This is a genomic window from Luteimonas sp. A501, from assembly GCF_054052085.1.
On the sequence record NZ_JBSVRI010000002.1, the window covers coordinates 266,024 to 284,376 of the forward strand.

Here is an 18,353-nt window from a genome sequence, read left to right on the forward strand (position 1 = left end):
CCGGATCCTTATCGGGGTGCGAGGCGCACGGCCCCGTCGAGGCGGATGGTCTCGCCGTTGATGTAGCGGTTGCGGGCGAGGTACGCGACCACGTCGGCGAATTCTTCCGGGCGGCCCAAGCGCGAGGGGAACGGGATCGAGGCCGACAGCGACTGCTGCACCTCTTCGGGCATGCCTTCCATCATCGGCGTCCAGAAGATGCCCGGGGCGATGGTGTTGACGCGGATGCCGAAGCGGGCGAGCTCGCGCGCCATCGGCAGGGTCATGCCGACCACGCCGCCCTTCGACGCCGAGTACGCGGCCTGGCCGACCTGGCCTTCGTAGGCCGCGACTGAGGCGGTGTTGATGATCACGCCGCGCTCGCCGTCCTCGCCGGAATCGTTGTGCTGCATCAGCGCGGCGCCGGCCTTGGCGACGTTGAAGCTGCCGACCAGGTTGACCATCACCGTCGACTGGAAGCGGCCCAGCGGCATCGCCCCGTCGCGGCCGAGCACGCGGCCGGCACCGAGGATGCCGGCGCAGTTGACGACCATGTTCAGGCCGCCGAGTAACGCCTTGGCCGCATCGACGTTTGCGACCACGGTGTCTTCGCTGGTGACGTCGGTGCTGAAGTAGCGCGCATTGGCCTCGCCAAGCGATGCGATCGCGGCCGCGCCCTTGTCGTCGTTGACGTCGAACAGGGCGACCTTGCCGCCGTCGGCGACGATGCGGGTGGCGACGGCGAGGCCGAGGCCGGAGACACCGCCGGTGACGACGGCGCGGATCGAATCTGCTTGCATGGCGGGTCCGAAGATAGCGGAAACCGTGGATTTTACCGGACTGCGGCAAGTCACGACGGGCCCCGCATTTTGTGGGAGCGGCTATAGCCGCTCCCACAGGGGATCGGTGCCCGCTCCTACAAAAGCGGTGGATCGGTGCGGAGGCGCTTGGCGAGGTCTTCCGGCGGCAGCCCCGGGGCGAACAGGAAGCCCTGGCCCACCTGCACGCCGAGGTCGAGCAGGAAGCTGCGCTGCTCCGTGGTCTCGATGCCTTCGGCAACCAGCCCCAGGCCGAGGCTGCGGGCGATGCCGGCCACCGCCTGGCAAACGGCAACGTCGGACTGGTTGCGCGGCACGCCGGCCACGAACAGCTGGCTCAGCTTCAGGCCCTGGATCGGCAGGCGGCGCAGGTAGTTGAGCGCGCTGTAGCCCTCGCCGAAATCATCGATGGCCAGGCTCACGCCCAGCGCGCGCAGGGCCGCGAAGTTGCCCAGCGTTTCCGGCGCGTCCTCGATCAGCACCCGCTCGGTGAACTCCAGCTCAAGCGCCGACCCGGGCAGCCCGAATTCGCGCAGCAGGCCCTTCACGGACGCCACGAGGTCACTGCCCAGCAGCTGCCGGTACGACACGTTCACCGCCAGGCGCACGATGCCGAGGCCATCGTCGCGCCAGGCCGCGACCTGCCGGCAGGCTTCGCGCAGCACCCAGTGGCCGATGCGCACGATGTCGCCGGTGCCCTCGGCCTGGGCGATGAAATGGTCCGGGCGCATTTCGCCCAGGCGCTGGTTGCGCCAGCGGATCAGCGCCTCGGCGCCGACGATGCGGCCGCTGTAAAGCTCCACCTGCGGCTGGTAGACCAGATGGAACTCGTCGTTGTCGGCGGCGTGGCGCAGCTGGGTCTCGAACTGCAGCCGCTCGCGCTGCGATTGCGCCAGCGCCGGCGTGTACGACAGCCGGCCGTTGCGCGTGCGCCGCTTGCTTTCATACATCGCGGCGTCGGCGTGCTGGATCAGCGATTGCGTGTCGGTGCCGTCCTGCGGCGAGCGCGCGATGCCGATGCTGGCCGTGACCACGAACTCGTCCTTGTCGAAGCCGAAGCCCACCGAGAAGGCCTCGAGGATCGCGTCGGCCAGGCGCTCGGGGCGCCCCTGGTCGCCGCCGCAGTCGCAGGCGACCAGGAACTCGTCGCCGCCGAAGCGCGCGATCAGGCCCTGGTCGCCCACCGCCGCACGCAGGCGTCCGGCGGCCGCGGCCAGCAGGCTGTCGCCGGCGGCATGGCCAAGCACGTCGTTGACCAGCTTGAAGCGGTCCAGGTCGATGTACAGCACCGCCACCGGCGCCAGGTCGGCGCCGCCGAGGTGCGTGGCGATCTCCTCCAGCATGGCGTCGCGGTTGAGCAGCCCGGTGAGCGGATCGCTGCGCGCCAGCACGCGCAGGGTCTGCTCGCCGTGCTTGCTGGTGGTGATGTCCTGCAGGGTGCCGGTGACCCGCGCCTTGCCGGCTACGCCGGAACCGCTCTCGCCGATCACGCGCACCCAGAACGCCGCGCCGTTCGCACGCGCGCCCTCCAGGTCGAGTTCGAACCCGGTGCCGTCGCTGGAGGTGTCCAGCGCGCTGCGCAAACGGTCTGCGTCGGCCGGCTGCAGGCACTCCATCACCGCGTCCATGGACGCAGGGCGCTGCGCCTGCGACAGGATGTGCGCGGCCTCGTCGGTGAGGTAGAGCCGGCCGCTTGCGCGATCCCATTCCCAGCCGCCGATGCTGGCCAGGGACTGCACGCGGTCGAAGAGGGCGCTGTCGCGCTTGAGTTCGGTGACGTCGGAAAACATCGACAGCACCTGGTCGGGGCTGTCGGCTCCGGCGGCGAAGTGCGGCACCGCGGTCACCGCCAGCCACAGCAGGCGCCGGCGCACGCGGTGGTAGAGGCCGATCAGGGTACTGCCCACCAGGCGCCCCTCGCGCAGCGCGCGCATCGCGGGGAATTCCGACATCGGCATCTCGCTGCCGTCGGCGCGCAGCAGCATCCAGTGCTGCGGCAGGCTGCCGTCGCGCGGGACCCGCTCGCCCTGGTTCAGGGACAGTATCCGCAGCGCGGCGGTGTTGGCGTGCAGCACTGCCGCGTTCGCCGCCTGGATGACGATGCCCTTGTCCATCACCTCCATCAGGTCGTGGTAGCGCGCCTCCGCCTCGCGGCGCCGGCTGAGGTCGCGCGCCACGGCCACGACGCAGCGCTGGCCGCCGTGGTCGAAGCCGGCCGAGTGCACCTCCACCGGGAAGCGCGTGCCGTCGGCGCGCATGTTGCTGACCTCGATGACGAAGGTCTCGCCGCGGTCGAGCGCCTCCAGCACCGGCGTCATGTGGTCTTCGGGCAGGTCCGGGTTGAGGACGTGGATCGGCTGGCCCACGATCTCGTGGCGCGGACGGCGGTAGGCCGCCATGCCGGCCTTGTTGAGGTCGACCACGATGCCGTCGGCGCTGATCAGGCTGACCGGATCCGGCACGGCGTCGAAGAGGGCGTGATAGCGCAGCTGCGCATGCTGGGCGTCGGCGCTGGCCGCGCGCAGCGCCGCGGCGGCCTCGCACAGCAGTGCGCGCACGCGTTCGGGGATCAGGGGGTCGCCGGCGGCGGCATCGAGCGCGTCCAGGACCTGCGAATTGGCACCATCGGCTGATGGCTGCAGGGGCGGGTCCGGCGGCCGCGACCTGTTCACCGCGCGGACAGCGCCCTAGTCACTTTGCTGCCGGTATCACGGCCGAGGATGGCGGACAGCCAGGCCCCGGTGTCGGCCAGCGCATCGAGGTCGACCCCCGTTTCCACGCCAAGCCCCTGCAGCATGTAGACCAGGTCCTCGGTGGCCAGGTTGCCGCTGGCGCCCCTGGCATACGGGCAGCCACCCGTGCCGGAGACCGCGGCGTCGACCACCGCCACGCCTTCTTCGAGGCAGGCCAGCACGTTGGCCAGCGCCTGTCCCCAGGTGTCGTGGAAGTGCACGGCCAGCGCCGGCATCGGCACCTCGGCGGCCACCGCCAGCAGCATCTCGCGCGCCTTGCCCGGCGTGCCGACGCCGATGGTGTCGCCCAGCGAGATTTCGTAGCAGCCCATGCCGTGCAGCGCGCGCGCCACCCGCACCACGTCGGCCAGGGGCACCTCTCCCTGGTAGGGGCAGCCGAGCACTGTGGACACGTAGCCGCGCACGCGCACGCCGTCGGCGCGGGCGCGCTCGAGCACCGGGGCGAAGCGCGCAAGCGACTCATCGATGCCGGCGTTGGTGTTGCGCCGGTTGAACGCCTCCGAGGCCGCGGTGAACACCGCTACCTCGTCGGCCCCGGCGGCGTAGGCGCGTTCATAGCCCTGCAGATTGGGCACCAGCACCGGGTAGCGCACGCCGGCGCGGCGCGTGATCCCGGCGTAGACCTCGGCGGCATCGGCCAGCTGCGGGACCCATTTCGGGCTGACGAAGCTGGTCGCCTCGACGGTCTGCAATCCGGTGGCGGAAAGGCGGTCGATCAGCTCGACCTTGTCCGCGGTGGAGACCATCGCGGACTCGTTCTGGAGGCCGTCGCGCGGCCCCACCTCGACGATGCGTACCTGCCGGGGGAGCGTCACCCTCAGTCTTCCAGGGTGACCAGGACGGCGTCGGCCTCGACGAAGTCGCCTTCGCCGGCAAGCAGCTCCGCGACCACGCCATCGCGCGGGGCCTTGAGCGCAAGCTCCATTTTCATCGCTTCCATCACCAGCAATTCCTGTCCCTCGCTGACGTGTTCCCCGGGCTTCACCCTGGTGACCACGATACGCCCGGGCATCGGTGCCGCAACCCGGTTGCCACCGCCGGTTTCACCGCCGCGCGTGGCCTCATAGGCGGCGATCCGCTCGAAGCGCCAGCGCCGGCGCCCGTCATGGACGAGCACGGCAGCGCCATCGATATCGACCGGGAAACGCAGGCCCCGGCCGTTGAAACGTGCCTGCAGGATTCCAGAGGCCATCGTCGCGCCTTCGACTTCCAGCGTCCCGGCATCCTCGAATCCGATCCGGTAGTCGCCGGCGGCGCCGTGTGCGATCGCAACGTGGCGCGCATCGCCTTCGCCCAGCACCAGCCGGCGCAGGCCGGCATGGCCCAGGCGCCAGCCGTCGGCGATCGCCCAGGGCGAGCCCGGGTCGCTACTGCCGGTGGCGGCACGGCAGGCCCCGGCCTCGGCGCCCAGCAGCATCGCCACCGCCGCCGCGGCGCGGGCGTCGGCGTGGCCCTGGACGTCGCCGTCGTCGCCGATGAACTCGTCCAGGTGCCGGTCCAGGTAGCCGGTGTCGATGCGCCCCTCGACCACGGCCGGATGCCGCGCCAGGCGCTCGAGGAAGGCGATGTTCGACTTCGGCCCCTCGATCACGCAGGCCGCCAGCGCCGCGCGCAGCCGCGCCAGCGCACCATCGCGGTCGGCGGCGTGGACGATCAGCTTGGCGATCATCGGGTCGTAGAAGATCGTGACCACGTCCCCCTCGACCACGCCCGAGTCGATGCGCACGCCCTCGGCGTCGCGCGGCAGGCGCAGGCGCTGCAGGCGGCCGGAGCCCGGCAGGAAGCCGGCGTCGGGATCCTCCGCGTACAGGCGCACCTCGATCGCATGGCCGCGCCGTGGCACCGCGTCCTGCGCCAGCGGCAGCGGCTCGCCGGCGGCCACGCGCAGCTGCCATTCGACGAGATCGAGCCCGGTGACCATCTCGGTCACCGGGTGTTCGACCTGCAGTCGCGTGTTGATCTCCATGAAGAAGAACTCGCCCGAAGGCGCGACGATGAACTCCACCGTGCCCGCGTTCTGGTAGCCGATCGCGCGCGCGGCCAGCACCGCGGCATCGCCCATGCGCGCGCGCAGCTCGGGGGTCAGGAAGGGCGAGGGCGCCTCTTCCAGCACCTTCTGGTAGCGGCGCTGCGCCGAGCACTCGCGCTCGTTGAGGTGGATCGTGTTGCCCTGCGAATCCGCGAACACCTGGATCTCGATGTGCCGCGGCGATTCGATATAGCGCTCCAGCAGCACCCGGTCGCGGCCGAAGGCGTTGCGCGCCTCGCGCTGGCAGCTTTCCAGCGCCGGCAGGAACTCATCGGCCGCGCGCACGATGCGCATGCCCTTGCCGCCGCCGCCGAACGCGGCCTTGATCATCAGCGGGAAGCCCACGCGCCCGGCCTCGCGCGCCAGCAGCTCCGGCGACTGGTCCTCGCCGGTGTAGCCCGGCACGACCGGCACGCCCGCCGCGGCCATCAGGTCCTTGGCGCCGGCCTTGCTGCCCATGCGCCGCATCGACTCCGCCTTCGGCCCGATGAACACCATGCCCGCCGCCTCGACCGCATCGGCGAAGTCCGCGTTCTCGCTCAGGAAGCCGTAGCCCGGATGGATCGCCTGCGCGCCGCTGGCAAGCGCTGCCTCGATGATGGCGTCGCCGCGCAGGTAGCTGTCCTGCGGCCGCGGCCCCCCGATCGGATGCGCCTCGTCGGCCAGCTTCACGTGCTGCGCATCGGCATCGGCCTCCGAGTACACGGCGACCGTGGCGATGCCCATGCGGCGGGCGGTGCGGATGACGCGGCAGGCGATTTCGCCGCGGTTGGCGATCAGGATTTTGGAGAGCATTTTTTGGCCACGGATTTACGCGGATAAACGCGGATAGAGCAGAGTCTAGGAGAAAACGCGGCGGCGGAACCCGGGACGGGGGCCGAAGTTGAGGAGGAGGCCCACGCGGATGCGGGTGGCCTTGAGGTAGTTCAGGAGTGCGCGTCGTGGGTCGGGGTCAGGTGGCGGGCGGCCTTGATTTCGACGAGCAGGCAACCCTCAACCAGCATGTCGGCGCGGAACTCGCCCACGACCTGATCGTGGAAGCGGACTGCAATGGCCACCTGCCTCTCGACTCGGCGCCCACACTCATTGAGCCGTATCGCGAGCGCCGACTCGTACACGCTCTCCAGAAACCCATGCCCCAACTCGTTGTACGTATCAAAGAACGCCCCAATGACCCGTTCACTGAGCCCCCGAAGCACCAATCCCTTCCCACTCGCATCCATGCGCACCCATCCTTGGTTCTTGGTTCTTGGTTCTTGGTTCTTTCTCCTGCTCTTGCCCTATCCGCGTTTATCCGCGCAAATCCGTGGCAAAAATGCTCTTGATTCACTCCACCCACGAAGCCTTCCGCTTGTCGAGAAACGCGCCCAGGCCTTCCTGGCCTTCGGCGGAAACCCGCAGTGCGGCGATGAGTGCGGCGTTGTCCTGGTCCAGGCGGTCGCGGTCGGTGGCGGCGGCGGCTTCGCGGACCAGGCGCTTGGCATCGGCGGAGGCGTGCGGCGCGGCCTTGAGCAGCAGGGCGAGCTGGCGGTCGACCGCGGCGTCGAGGTCTTCCGCGGCGACGACTTCATGCAGCAGGGCGATGCGCAGCGCCTCGGCCGCGTCGAACACCTCCGCCGTGGCGAAGTAGCGCCGTGCATTGCGCGCGCCGATCGCGGTGATGACGTAGGGCGAGATCACCGCCGGCAGCAGGCCGAGGCGGCTTTCGGTCAGGCCGAATTTCGCCTCCGGCACGCCGATCGCGATGTCGCAGCAGGCCACCAGGCCGACGCCGCCGCCGAAGGCCGCACCGTGCACGCGGGCGACGGTCGGCTTGGGCAACTCGTCCAGCGTGCGCATCAGCCTGGCCAGGCGCAGCGAATCCTCGCGGTTGGCGGCTTCGCCCGCGGCGGCCATGCCGCGCATCCAGTTGAGGTCGGCGCCTGCGGAGAACGAGGCACCGGAGCCTTCAAGGACCACGGCGCGCACCGAATGGTCGCCGGCCAGGCCTTCCAAGGTCGCGGTCAGGTCGGCGATCAGGACGTCGTCGAAGGCGTTGTGCAGGGCCGGGCGGTCCAGGCACAGGCGGGCGATCGCGCCTTCGCGGGCAAGGATCAGGCTGGATGGCATCGGTGGGTCCCCAAGGGCAAAAACAAATGATAGCCGTGGCCCGCGGCTGCGTTATGATGAGAACAGTTCCCATTTGGACCCGCCCTTGAGGCTGACAGAACTCCCGCGCCGGGTCCGTGGCGTGGTTGATCGCGTCGAGGCGCGCTCGGACAACGACGCCACCGCACGCCGCCTGCGCGACCTCGGATTCGTCGCGGGCGAGGAGGTCAGGATCACCGCGACCGGCCCGTTCGGCGCCGAACCGCTGCTGGTGCAGGTCGGCTACACGCGATTCGCGCTGAGGCGCGAGGAGGCCGCGCGCGTGGTGCTGGCCGATATCGGCACGGACGCGGACGCGTCGGCATGAGCCCCCCCGCGCAGGCGGTGCCGCGGCTGGCCCTGGTCGGCAACCCCAACTGCGGCAAGACCGCGCTGTTCAACCAGCTCACCGGCAGCCGGCAGAAGGTGGCCAATTACGCCGGCGTCACCGTCGAGCGCAAGGAGGGCCGTCTGCTCGGACCGTCCGGCCGTGCCTACGCGGTGCTGGACCTGCCCGGCGCCTACAGCCTGGCGCCTTCGAGCCTGGACGAGGCGATCACGCGCGATCTCTGCCGCGGCTTCTATCCCGGCGAGCCCGCGCCCGATGTCATCGTCTGCGTGGTCGACGCCACCAACCTGCGCCTGCACCTGCGCTTCGCGCTCGAAGTGCGCGAGCTGGGCGTGCCGATGGTGCTGGCGCTGAACATGGTCGATGTCGCCAAGCGCCGCGGCGTGCACATCGACGGCGCCGCGCTGGAGGCCGAGCTTGGCGTGCCGGTGGTCGAGACGGTCGCCGTGCGCCAGGACGGCACGACCGCGCTGGTCGAGCGGATCGAGGCCATGGCGCAGGCCCCGCACGCCCCCGGCAAGCACCTGGGTGGCGCGGACGCGGCAGCTGGCGAGGACGCGCTGCACGCCGAGACCCGCCGCCTGCTGGCGCTGGCCGTCAGCATGCCCACGCGCACCGCGCACATCGACGACACGCTTGACCGCTGGCTGCTGCACCCGGTGTTCGGGCTGCTGACGCTGGCAGTGGTGATGTTCCTGATCTTCCAGGCGGTCTACGCCTGGGCGACGCCGGCGATGGACCTGATCGAGGCCGGCACCGCGTGGCTCGGCACGACCGTGGGCGGCGCCATGCCCGAGGGGCCGCTGCGCAGCCTGCTGGTCGACGGCATCATCGCCGGCCTGGGCGGCGTGGTCGTGTTCCTGCCGCAGATCCTGGTGCTGTTCGCCTTCATCCTGGCGCTGGAGGAATCCGGCTACCTGCCGCGCGCGGCCTTCCTGCTCGATCGCATGATGGCGGCGGCGGGCCTGTCCGGGCGCTCCTTCATCCCGCTGCTGTCGAGCTTCGCCTGCGCGGTGCCGGGCATCATGTCCACGCGCTCCATCCAGGACCCGCGCGACCGCATCGCCACGATCATGGTGGCGCCGCTGATGACCTGCTCGGCGCGGCTGCCGGTGTATGCGCTGCTGATCGGCGCCTTCATCCCGCAGCGGCAGGTGGATGGGCTGTTCAACATGCAGGGCCTGGTGCTGTTCGGCCTGTACGTGGCCGGGATCCTGAGCGCGCTGGGGGTGTCCTGGGCGATGAAGCGCTGGCGCCGCGACCAGCGCGAACACCCGCTGATGCTCGAGCTGCCCTCGTACCGGCTGCCGCACCCGCGCGACCTGCTGATCGGGCTGCACGAGCGCGGGATGATCTTCCTCAAGCGCGTGGGCAGCATCATCTTCGCGCTGACGGTGCTGCTGTGGGTGCTGCTGTCGTTCCCGGCGGCGCCGGCGGACGCGGTGGGACCGGCGATCGACTACAGCTTTGCCGGCCGCATCGGGCATGCGCTGGCGGTGGTGTTCGCGCCGATCGGCTTCAACTGGCAGATCTGCATCGCGCTGATCCCGGGGCTGGCGGCGCGCGAGGTCGCGGTGTCGTCGCTGGCCACGGTGTATGCGCTGTCGGCGGCGAACGATGACGCCGCCAGCGAGGCCCTGCTGCCGATCATCAGCGACGGCTGGTCGCTCGCCACCGGGCTGTCGCTGCTGGTGTGGTTCATCTACGCGCCGCAGTGCATCGCGACCTGGGCGGCGATCCGGCGCGAGACCGGATCGTGGGCGCTGATGGCGGGCAATGCGGCGGCCCTGTTCGCGCTGGCCTACCTGGCGTCGCTGCTCACCTACCAGCTCGCCGCGGCGCTGGGGGCGGGCTGATGGATGCCGGGCTGATGCTGCAGTACGTGGTGGTCGCGGCGGTGGTCGCGCTCAGCGCGTGGATGGTGCTGCGCCGGCAGTTCCCGGCCGCCACGCGGCGATTGCGCATGGCCCTGGCGATCCCGCTGGTGCGCGACGGGAGGCCGGAGTGGATGCGGACGATGGGCCGGCGGATCGCGCCGCCGGTGACGCACGGCGGGCAGGGGTGCGGGACGTGTGGAGGCTGCGACTGAGCGGTCAGTGCCGCGAGCGGGAGTTGGGCTTCTTTGGCGTGCGGCGCATGTCGTTGGTGGGCATGAGCTCCACCGCCAGGGTGAAGGTGCGGGCGTCGCCGGGGTGGATGGCGCCGACGCCAACCACCTGGTGCGAGACCTCGGTGCCTTCATCATCGCGGATGGTCAGCACCACCGAGTACTCCCAGGCGCCGCCTTCGGCTGGGTGTCGGATCTCGCCCTCCACCTGCAGCGCACGGGTGACCTGGCTGGGCTCGGACTTGTCGTCGAAGCGCAGGTAATGGCGGCACGACGGGCAGACCGTCGCGCTCTCCAGGATCATGGTCTTGCAGTGCGGGCAGGTGCGCGTGGCACCTGCCGCGCCGGGGCGTGAACTCACGAGACCAGGTCGAGGCCGGCCTTGTCCTTGTCCTTCTGCGACTTGTCGTCCTTGCCCTTGCCCGGGGTGGCGCCGTCGTCCCAGCCGCACTCCACGTTGCCACGGATGCGCGAGCCTGCGGCGACCGTCAGGGTGCCGGCGGAGATGTCGCCGATGACCACGGCGGAGGGCTGCAGCTCGACGCGGTCGGCGGATTCGATATTGCCTTCGAGCTCGCCGGCCACGGTCACGCGCTTGGCGCGGACGCCTCCGTTGAGGCGGGCGCCGCCATCGATGGTCAGGTCGCCCTCGACGTTGACGTCGCCCTTGAACTTGCCGGCGATGCGGACGTGGCCGCTGCCGGAGATCTTGCCTTCGATGGTGAGGTCGGAGGCGATGATCGATTCCCTGGCCTGCGGCGCGGCCGGAGCGGGCGCCGGCCGGCTGGCGGCCTGCTGCTGGAAGGGCGGTTCGACCGGCTGGAAATCGGCCACGGCGGGGTTGGGCTCGCGCGGTGCGGGGGAAGCATCCTTGCCGAAGGGCAGGGAGCTGTCTTTCTTGGCGGAGCCTTGCGGGAAGATGGCCATGGCGCGGGGGGTTCCTCAGGGACGGTCGGGGGATTCGTGGAGGCCGAACATAGCATGCAGGCGCCTTCGCGCGCCTGTGACAAGGCTCACCAAATTCGAAGTCCGACAAGGACTTACGGGTGCAATACGGGAAGCGCGAAAGACACCAGCAGGACGGTCAAGAATGCGACGTAGGATCCGATGCGGGTCCAGCGGTTGCCGAGCGTGGACCTGAACGGCAGCGAGTGGCGCCAGGCATAGGCCGCGTCGAGGGCCAGGAAGGCCGTCGCGGCCAGAGCCGTCCCCAGTACCGGCGCCTGGCCGTCGGGCGGGAGCAGCGCCAGCAGCGACCACGACGAAGCCAGATACATGCGCACGGCGTCGAAGATGCGCGAGCGGTGGCGCATCGCCAGCAGCAGTGCGGAGCCGCCGAGCAGCCACGCGGGAACCGGATTGGGCAGCCGCGCCGCCGGTACGGTCAGCACCGCCAAGGCCAGCGGCACTCCCGCGCCCAGCCACCAGTCGAGCTTCTCGCTGGTCATCATGTTTCCCCGCAGCCAGCGGTTGAGCGCGAGCACCGCCAGCAGCGCCGCCGCGACCACGGCGGTGATCGCGCCCACTCCCGCGATCAGGCCGGCCGGGGTCTCGCTACCGGTCATGGCCAGCACCGCGATGGTGGCGCCGGCGATGATGACGCCCCAGACCGGGGCCGTTACCGCGATCGAAAGCCAGCGCTCGCGGCCCATGAACTGCGGATCTGCGAGCCGGGTGTACCACTCGTACTGGCGCTGGTCGATCCCGGGTGGAAGCCCACCGAAATCGCGCGCCAGGCCCCATGCCAGCAGGCCCAGCCTCCGGTTCATGCCCGGCATGGCGCCCAGCAACAGCTCGCGCACCTGTGCGAAGGGTCGTTTCAGCTGCCGGATCGCGAACGGCCTGCGTTCGCCGTAGCGCGTGGTCTTCTCGCTGGCCACGGCCCAGCGGGCCGCGTTCAAGGGCACCAGCCGGCTGCTGAAGTCGAAGGAAAAGAAGCGGTCCAGGTCCTCGTACCAGCCCGAGCGCAGCATCGGTGCCTGGCTGTCGTGGACCAGCCAGTCATGGAGGATCGCAGCGACCTCCTGCTTGAACCCGATGTCGTACAGGGCTTCGATCGCATGCAGCCAGTCGAACAACTCCGCGGGATGCCTTTGGTGGCAGCGCACGGCGAACTCGCGGAGGAAGGCGTCGATGTCGAAGTCGCGCGCGGGTCCGGGGGCCGTCCGGGTCGCCGAAGCGGTCACAGGCATCGCCACCGGCACCGATATCGGCCCCTGTTCCGGCACCTGCATCTGGAACTGCACCTGCACCACCGGCCGCCCGGTCGCCGCCGTCCACGGCCCGGCGCCATCCTCCGTTCCTTGCGCCCGTGCCATCGCCAGCGCCGCCTGGTAGGCCTCGTTGAGGTCCTGGAACGCGACCGGGTCCTCGTCGGGGCGGGTCTGCTTGAGTGCCTTGGCATAGGCGCGCTTGATCTCTCGCTCGCCTGCCTCCGGGCCAAGGCCAAGCCGGTGGAACGGGCTCACGCGTGCCCCTCACGTTCGACTTCGTCGAGGAAACTGCCGAAGTGGTTGCGGTGTTCGGCGATCTGGCGCAGGTCCTGGCCGTCCAGTACGTGCCGAAACCTCGCAAGCGCCTCCTGCAGCGACCCGCGCGCCCACAGCAGCTCTTCGTAGAGGCGCTCGGCGCGCGCGATCAGGGCGATGTTCTCCTGCTGGTCGCGCGGATGGATCCTCAGGGCGGCGAGGGCGGCCAGCCGAGTGCGGATCTCGTCGGGGCCGAGCACGCCCGGGTTCCTTTCCAGGACGACCTCGCGGATGGCGCCGGTGGAGACCACCCTGGCCTCGACCTGCAGCAGCCCGTTGATGTCGTAGGTGAACCGGACATCGACCGGGTTGTCCTCCCGCCGCCTGGGCGGCACCGGCACCGTGATGCTGCCGAGGCGGACATTGCCGGAGACCAGCGGGCTCTCGCCCTGGTAGATCGTGAACTGGACTTCGCGCTGGCCGTCGCGGACCGGGTAGTAGCGCTCCACCCGGCTGACCGGCACCGTGCTGTTGCGGTCGATGATCGGCGAGAACAGCCCTTCCTCGAAGCGTTCGGGAGTGATTTCGCGCGAGGTGTCGACGCCCAGGGTGTACGGGCAGACGTCGGTCAGCACGATCTCCTCGAGCTGCTGGTTCCGCGCCTTCATCCCGGCGGCGACGCATGCCCCTGCGGCAACGGCCTCGTCCGGGTCGACGTGGCGCATGGGAAGCCGGCCGAACATGCGCGACACCAGCTTCGCGCACGCCGGCATCCGCGACGCCCCGCCGATCAGCACCACTTCGTCGAGCTGGGCGGGCCGCAGCCGGGCATCTCGCATCGCGCGCTCCAGCGGGGCGCGGAGGCGTTGCACCAGCGGTTCGCAGATCGATTCGAAGCGCGCCGCGTCCAGCGTCCAGCGGTGGATGTCGTCGCCGGCCTGGAGTTCGATCTCCACGGAGTCGCGCGAGGACAGGTCGCGCTTGGCCAGCTCCAGCCGTCGCATCAGCCCGGCAAGCCCGGTCGCCGACAGGGCCTCGCGGCGCATGCCCAGGTCGCGCAGGCAGGCGTTGGCCATCGCCTGCAGGAAGTCGTCGCCGCCCAGGAAGTTGTCGCCGGCGCTGGCATGCACCTCCATGACGCCGTCGAACAGCTCCAAGATCGAGACATCGAAGGTCCCGCCGCCGAGGTCGAAGACCAGGAAGCGGCCACCCTCGCGCTGCTGCAGGCCGTAGGCCAGCGCCGCCGCGGTCGGCTCGTTGACCAGCCTCTCCACCCGGATGCCCGCCAGCTCGCCTGCGATCCGAGTAGCCTTGCGCTGGGCGTCGGAGAAGTAGGCGGGCACGCTGACCACGGCCTCGGTCACCGGCGCGCCGAGCGCCGCCTCGGCGTCGGCCAGCAGCGACTTCAGCACCAAGGCCGAAAGCTCCTCGGGGCGGAACTCGTGGTCGCCGAGTCGGGTGTTGCGGTCGGTGCCCATCCAGCGTTTGAAGGATGAAACGCTGCGCTGCGGGTGCGAGACCAGCCGCTCGCGCGCGGCCTCGCCGACGAGGATGCCGCCATCGTCGCCGACGCTGACCACCGAAGGCGTCAGCCTGCTTCCGAGTGCGGTTGGAAACAGCTGCGCGCCCGACTCCCCGTACTGGCCGACCAGCGAATGCGTGGTCCCCAGGTCGATTCCAACGATCGTCATGCTGCAAGCCCCCTGCCTGCTTTGGTGTCCAGGAAACGCCGGGCTGGCTCCTACATCCGGAAGACGCCGAAGCGCGCCGGCTCGATCGGGGCGTTGAGGGAGGCGGAGACGGCGAGGCCGAGGACGCGGCGTGTATCGGCGGGGTCGATGATGCCGTCGTCCCAGAGGCGGGCGGTGGAATACCACGGGCTGCCCTGGTGCTCGTACTGATCGCGGATCGGGGTCTTGAAGGCGTCTTCGTCGCCGGCGCTCCATTCGCCGCCGCGGGCTTCGATGCCGTCGCGCTTCACGGTCGCCAGCACGCTTGCCGCCTGCTCGCCGCCCATCACGCTGATGCGCGCGTTCGGCCACATCCACAGGAAGCGGGCGCCATAGGCGCGGCCGCACATCGCGTAGTTGCCGGCGCCGAAGCTGCCGCCGATGACCATGGTGAACTTGGGCACGCTCGAGCACGCCACGGCGGTGACCATCTTGGCCCCGTCCTTGGCGATGCCGGCGTTCTCGTACTTGCGGCCGACCATGAAGCCGGTGATGTTCTGCAGGAACACCAGCGGGATGCCGCGCTGGTTGCACAGCTCGATGAAGTGCGCGCCCTTGAGCGCGCTCTCGCCGAACAGGATGCCGTTGTTGGCGACGATGCCCACCGGATAGCCGTGCAGGTGCGCGAAGCCGGTGACGAGCGTCTTGCCATAGCGCGCCTTGAACTCCTGGAACTCGCTGCCGTCGACGATGCGCGCGATCACCTCGCGGATGTCGAACGGGCGGCGGGTGTCCTTCGGCACGATGCCGTACAGCTCTTCGGCCGCGAACCGCGGCTCGACCACCGGCCGCGTCGCCACCGGAAGGATCTTGCGACGGTTGAAGGTGCCGACGATGTCGCGCGCGATCTGCAGCGCGTGCCGGTCGTCCTCGGCGAAATGGTCGGCCACGCCCGAGACCGAGGTATGCACGTCGGCACCGCCCAGCGATTCGGCATCCACCACTTCGCCGGTCGCCGCCTTCACCAGCGGCGGGCCGCCCAGGAAAATCGTGCCCTGTTCCTTGACGATGATGCTCTCGTCGCACATCGCCGGCACGTAGGCGCCGCCGGCGGTGCACGAGCCCATCACCACCGCCACCTGCGGGATGTTCTCGGCGCTCATCCGCGCCTGGTTGTAGAAGATGCGGCCGAAGTGCTCGCGGTCGGGGAACACCTCGTCCTGCAGCGGCAGGAAGGCGCCGCCGGAGTCGACCAGGTAGACGCAGGGAAGCTGGTTCTCGCGCGCGATTTCCTGCGCGCGCAGGTGCTTCTTCACCGTCATCGGGAAATAAGTGCCGCCCTTGACCGTGGCGTCGTTGGCCACGACCACGACTTCCTGGCCCATCACGCGGCCGATGCCGCAGACCATGCCGGCCGCGGGCGCGGCGTCGTCGTACATGCCTTCGGCGGCAAGCGGTGCGATCTCGAGGAAGGGCGAGCCCGGGTCAAGCAGGGCGGCGATGCGTTCGCGCGCCGGCAGCTTGCCGCGGGCGACGTGTTTCTGAAGTGCCTTCTCGCCACCGCCGTCAGCGGCACGCGCGAGCCGGCGGTCGAGTTCGGCGACCAGGGCGCGGTGGTAGGCGACGGTGTCCTGGAACTCCTGCGAGCGCGGATCCAGGCTGGAATCGAGTACGGGCATGCGGTGGCCGGCGAACTGTGGGGAAGCCGCCAAGCATACCGGGAGTGGCGACAGGCCCGCCGGAGCGGGCCTGCCGGGCATTGCGCGTGGATCAGTTGCGGATGTCGTCCGCGGCGTTGTCGGCGGCCTCGGAGGTGTTCTCCAGGGCGTCGGCGGTCGCTTCGCGCGAAGCGGCCTCGGCCTCGGCGGCGGCGGCACGCGCCTCTTCGGTCATGTTGCGCGCGGCGGCTTCGGCGTCGGCGGCGGCCTCGTCGGCGGCGGCCTCGGCTTCGGCGGCGGCTTCGCCGGTCGCGGCGGCGGCGGCGTCCCAACCTTCGGAAGCGGCATCGCCTGCGGCGGACACGGCGTCACGGGTGGCGTCGCCGGCGCGTTCCACGGCGGCTTCGGCTTCGTTGGCCTCCTGCTGCGCGGTGGCGGTTTCGTTCTGGCACGCGGCCAGGACCAGCGTGCAGGCGGCAACGAGAAGTGCGGTCTTCATCTTCATGATTGGTATGTCCTTGTCATCGAAGGGACCGGCGTCGCAGCCGGTGTTGGATACGGAAAAGCCGCTGGAATCCAGCGGCTCTCCGATCTTGCATGGTGCCTTGGAACAGTGGAGCAGCCGGTATTACTGGCCGTCCACGGCCTCGTCGGCAGCTTCTTCAGTGGCTTCGGCAGCTTCGTCGGCGGCGTCGGCGGCGGCGCCGGCAACGTCGGCAGCGGCGTCGGCAACCTCACCGTCGACCGCAACAGCGGCGTCGGCAGCGGCGTCGGCGGCGGCGTCGGCAGCAGCGGCGGCGCTTTCGGCAGCGGCGTCGGCGGCAGTGGTACCGGCCAGGGCGGCGTCTGCGGCAGCCTGGTCAGCGGCCTCGGCGGCGTCGGCGGCAGCGTTGGCAGCCTGGTCGGTGTTCGAGCAGGCGGCCAGACCCAGGCCCAGCGTCAGCGCGATCAGCAGCTTGTTGATGCTCATTGGATACATTCCTCGTCGTGAAATTGGCGAACGCACACAAGTGCGCCGGATAGCATGATGACAAGCCTCAAACGACTGTCAAGCGATAGTTTGAATCCGGACTTGTAAAGAGCGCGTTAACGGCCATGGCCGGTGTTCAGGCCAGCTCGACCGCGATCGCCGTGGCCTCGCCGCCGCCGATGCACAGCGCTGCCACGCCGCGCTTGCCGCCGCGGGCCTTCAGGGCGTGCAGGAGGGTCACCACCAGGCGGGCGCCGCTGGCTCCGATCGGGTGGCCCAGCGCGACCGCGCCGCCGTTGACGTTCAAGCGCTCGTGGGGAATGCCCAGCTCCTGCATCGGCGCCATGGCCACCACCGAAAAGGCTTCGTTGATCTCGAACAGGTCCACGTCTTCGACCTTCCAGCCCGCCTTGTCCAGCACGTTGGCGATCGCCTGGATCGGCGCGGTGGTGAACCACTCCGGGGCCTGGGCATGGGTGGCGTGGGCGACGATGCGGGCCAGCGGCTGCAGGCCGCGGCTTGCGGCCTCGTCGGCCGACATCAGCACCGTGGCGGCGGCGCCGTCGGAGATCTTCGATGATGAGGCCGCGGTCAGCACGCCCTCCTTGCCGAAGGCTGCGCGGAGGCCGGGAATCTTCTCCAGGTTGGCCTTGCCGGGCTCCTCGTCGGTGTCGGCCACGACCTCGCCCTTGCGGGTCTTGACCGTCACCGGGGCGATCTCGTCCTTGAACGCGCCGTCGGCGATGGCCTTCTGCGCGCGGCGTGCGCTCTCGGCCGAGAACGCGTCGACGGCCTCGCGCGTGTAGCCGTACTTGACGCAGGTGGCGTCGCCGAACACGCCCATGGCCTGGCCGTCGTCGGGGTTGGTCAGGCCGTCGTGGGCCATGTGGTCGAGGAACTGCGCGGTGCCGTAGCGGATGCCGGTGCGCGAACCGTTGAGCAGGTGCGGCGCGTTGGTCATCGACTCCATGCCGCCGGCCACGACGACCTTTGCGGAGCCGGCCTTGATGATGTCGGTGGCGAGCATGATCGCCTTCATGCCCGAGCCGCAGACCTTGTTGATGGTGGTTGCGCCGGCGGCGTCCGGGATGCCGGCCGCACGCGATGCCTGGCGCGCGGGCGCCTGGCCGAGGCCGGCAGGCAGCACGCAGCCCATGATCACTTCGTCGACCTGGTCGGCAGCCACGCCGCCGTGGCCGAGCGCGCCTTCGATCGCCGCGGCGCCGAGGGTGGGCGTGGGGACGCCGGTGAACTGGCCAAGCATGGACCCGATGGCGGTGCGCTTGGCACCCACGATGACGACGTCGGTCATGGGAAGACTCCAGAGAGGATGGGTGCCGCCATTATCGCACTGCAGCATGCCGCCGCCATCCGCCATTGGTCCGGCCCCCCAAGGCTTGGCCCGGCGCCGGTTTTCGCGTAATC

At 70.2% G+C, this 18,353-nt stretch carries 16 protein-coding genes and 1 pseudogene; 3 read left to right on the forward strand and 14 right to left on the reverse strand.

The window, feature by feature from the left end; genetic code table 11:
* Positions 1 to 8: 8 nt before the first annotated feature.
* From ACW7G5_RS07730 to ACW7G5_RS07755, 6 genes and pseudogenes are all read right to left on the reverse strand, one after another.
* Complete coding sequence (locus ACW7G5_RS07730) at positions 9 to 779, reverse strand: SDR family oxidoreductase (RefSeq protein WP_457003305.1); 771 nt, start codon at positions 777 to 779, stop codon at positions 9 to 11.
* 116 nt (positions 780 to 895) lie between these two features.
* A complete protein-coding gene (locus ACW7G5_RS07735; RefSeq protein WP_457003306.1) occupies positions 896 to 3,469 on the reverse strand; it encodes a sensor domain-containing protein in 2,574 nt (857 codons plus the stop codon).
* Entirely contained in the window at positions 3,466 to 4,365 is a 900-nt protein-coding gene (locus ACW7G5_RS07740; protein ID WP_457003308.1) for a hydroxymethylglutaryl-CoA lyase, read from the reverse strand. The genes ACW7G5_RS07735 and ACW7G5_RS07740 overlap by 4 nt, the downstream gene beginning before the upstream one ends.
* Before the next feature lie 2 nt (positions 4,366 to 4,367).
* Positions 4,368 to 6,374, reverse strand: a complete 2,007-nt coding sequence (locus tag ACW7G5_RS07745; protein WP_457003310.1) for an acetyl/propionyl/methylcrotonyl-CoA carboxylase subunit alpha — start codon at positions 6,372 to 6,374, stop codon at positions 4,368 to 4,370.
* A gap of 45 nt (positions 6,375 to 6,419) precedes the next feature.
* A pseudogene (locus tag ACW7G5_RS07750) lies at positions 6,420 to 6,802 on the reverse strand (GxxExxY protein).
* 103 nt (positions 6,803 to 6,905) lie between these two features.
* Entirely contained in the window at positions 6,906 to 7,688 is a 783-nt protein-coding gene (locus tag ACW7G5_RS07755) for an enoyl-CoA hydratase-related protein (protein ID WP_457003312.1), read from the reverse strand.
* 85 nt (positions 7,689 to 7,773) lie between these two features.
* Between ACW7G5_RS07755 and ACW7G5_RS07760 the strand changes: the two genes are divergently transcribed.
* Genes ACW7G5_RS07760 through ACW7G5_RS07770 form a run of 3 tightly spaced genes read left to right on the forward strand, consistent with a single transcriptional unit; the run spans position 7,774 to position 10,144 of the window.
* A complete protein-coding gene (locus ACW7G5_RS07760; protein WP_457003314.1) occupies positions 7,774 to 8,034 on the forward strand; it encodes a FeoA family protein in 261 nt (86 codons plus the stop codon).
* On the forward strand, positions 8,031 to 9,911 hold the full coding sequence (gene feoB, locus ACW7G5_RS07765; protein WP_457003316.1) for a ferrous iron transporter B: 1,881 nt from the start codon (positions 8,031 to 8,033) through the stop codon (positions 9,909 to 9,911). Before ACW7G5_RS07760 ends, feoB begins: the two co-directional genes overlap by 4 nt.
* Positions 9,911 to 10,144, forward strand: coding sequence for a DUF6587 family protein (locus ACW7G5_RS07770; protein WP_457003318.1), 234 nt, complete (start codon positions 9,911 to 9,913; stop codon positions 10,142 to 10,144). Before feoB ends, ACW7G5_RS07770 begins: the two co-directional genes overlap by 1 nt.
* A gap of 4 nt (positions 10,145 to 10,148) precedes the next feature.
* Here ACW7G5_RS07770 and ACW7G5_RS07775 read toward each other — a convergent pair whose 3' ends face one another.
* From ACW7G5_RS07775 to ACW7G5_RS07810, 8 genes are all read right to left on the reverse strand, one after another.
* On the reverse strand, positions 10,149 to 10,466 hold the full coding sequence (locus ACW7G5_RS07775; protein ID WP_457003974.1) for a hypothetical protein: 318 nt from the start codon (positions 10,464 to 10,466) through the stop codon (positions 10,149 to 10,151).
* 53 nt (positions 10,467 to 10,519) lie between these two features.
* Positions 10,520 to 11,089 carry a bactofilin family protein gene (locus ACW7G5_RS07780; protein WP_457003320.1) on the reverse strand — a complete coding sequence of 190 codons (570 nt, stop codon included), beginning with the start codon at positions 11,087 to 11,089 and terminating at the stop codon, positions 10,520 to 10,522.
* 113 nt (positions 11,090 to 11,202) lie between these two features.
* Positions 11,203 to 12,630 carry a hypothetical protein gene (locus ACW7G5_RS07785; protein WP_457003322.1) on the reverse strand — a complete coding sequence of 476 codons (1,428 nt, stop codon included), beginning with the start codon at positions 12,628 to 12,630 and terminating at the stop codon, positions 11,203 to 11,205.
* Positions 12,627 to 14,321 (reverse strand): Hsp70 family protein, encoded by a 1,695-nt coding sequence (locus ACW7G5_RS07790; protein ID WP_457003323.1) that lies wholly within the window; start codon positions 14,319 to 14,321, stop codon positions 12,627 to 12,629. The genes ACW7G5_RS07785 and ACW7G5_RS07790 overlap by 4 nt, the downstream gene beginning before the upstream one ends.
* Before the next feature lie 50 nt (positions 14,322 to 14,371).
* Positions 14,372 to 15,979: a carboxyl transferase domain-containing protein gene (locus ACW7G5_RS07795; RefSeq protein WP_457003325.1), complete on the reverse strand. Its 1,608-nt coding sequence runs from the start codon at positions 15,977 to 15,979 to the stop codon at positions 14,372 to 14,374.
* A gap of 91 nt (positions 15,980 to 16,070) precedes the next feature.
* Positions 16,071 to 16,463 (reverse strand): hypothetical protein, encoded by a 393-nt coding sequence (locus tag ACW7G5_RS07800; protein WP_457003328.1) that lies wholly within the window; start codon positions 16,461 to 16,463, stop codon positions 16,071 to 16,073.
* A gap of 123 nt (positions 16,464 to 16,586) precedes the next feature.
* Positions 16,587 to 16,928, reverse strand: a complete 342-nt coding sequence (locus tag ACW7G5_RS07805; protein ID WP_457003330.1) for a hypothetical protein — start codon at positions 16,926 to 16,928, stop codon at positions 16,587 to 16,589.
* A 136-nt stretch (positions 16,929 to 17,064) separates the two neighbouring features.
* Entirely contained in the window at positions 17,065 to 18,240 is a 1,176-nt protein-coding gene (locus ACW7G5_RS07810) for a thiolase family protein (RefSeq protein WP_457003332.1), read from the reverse strand.
* Positions 18,241 to 18,353 lie beyond the last annotated feature (113 nt).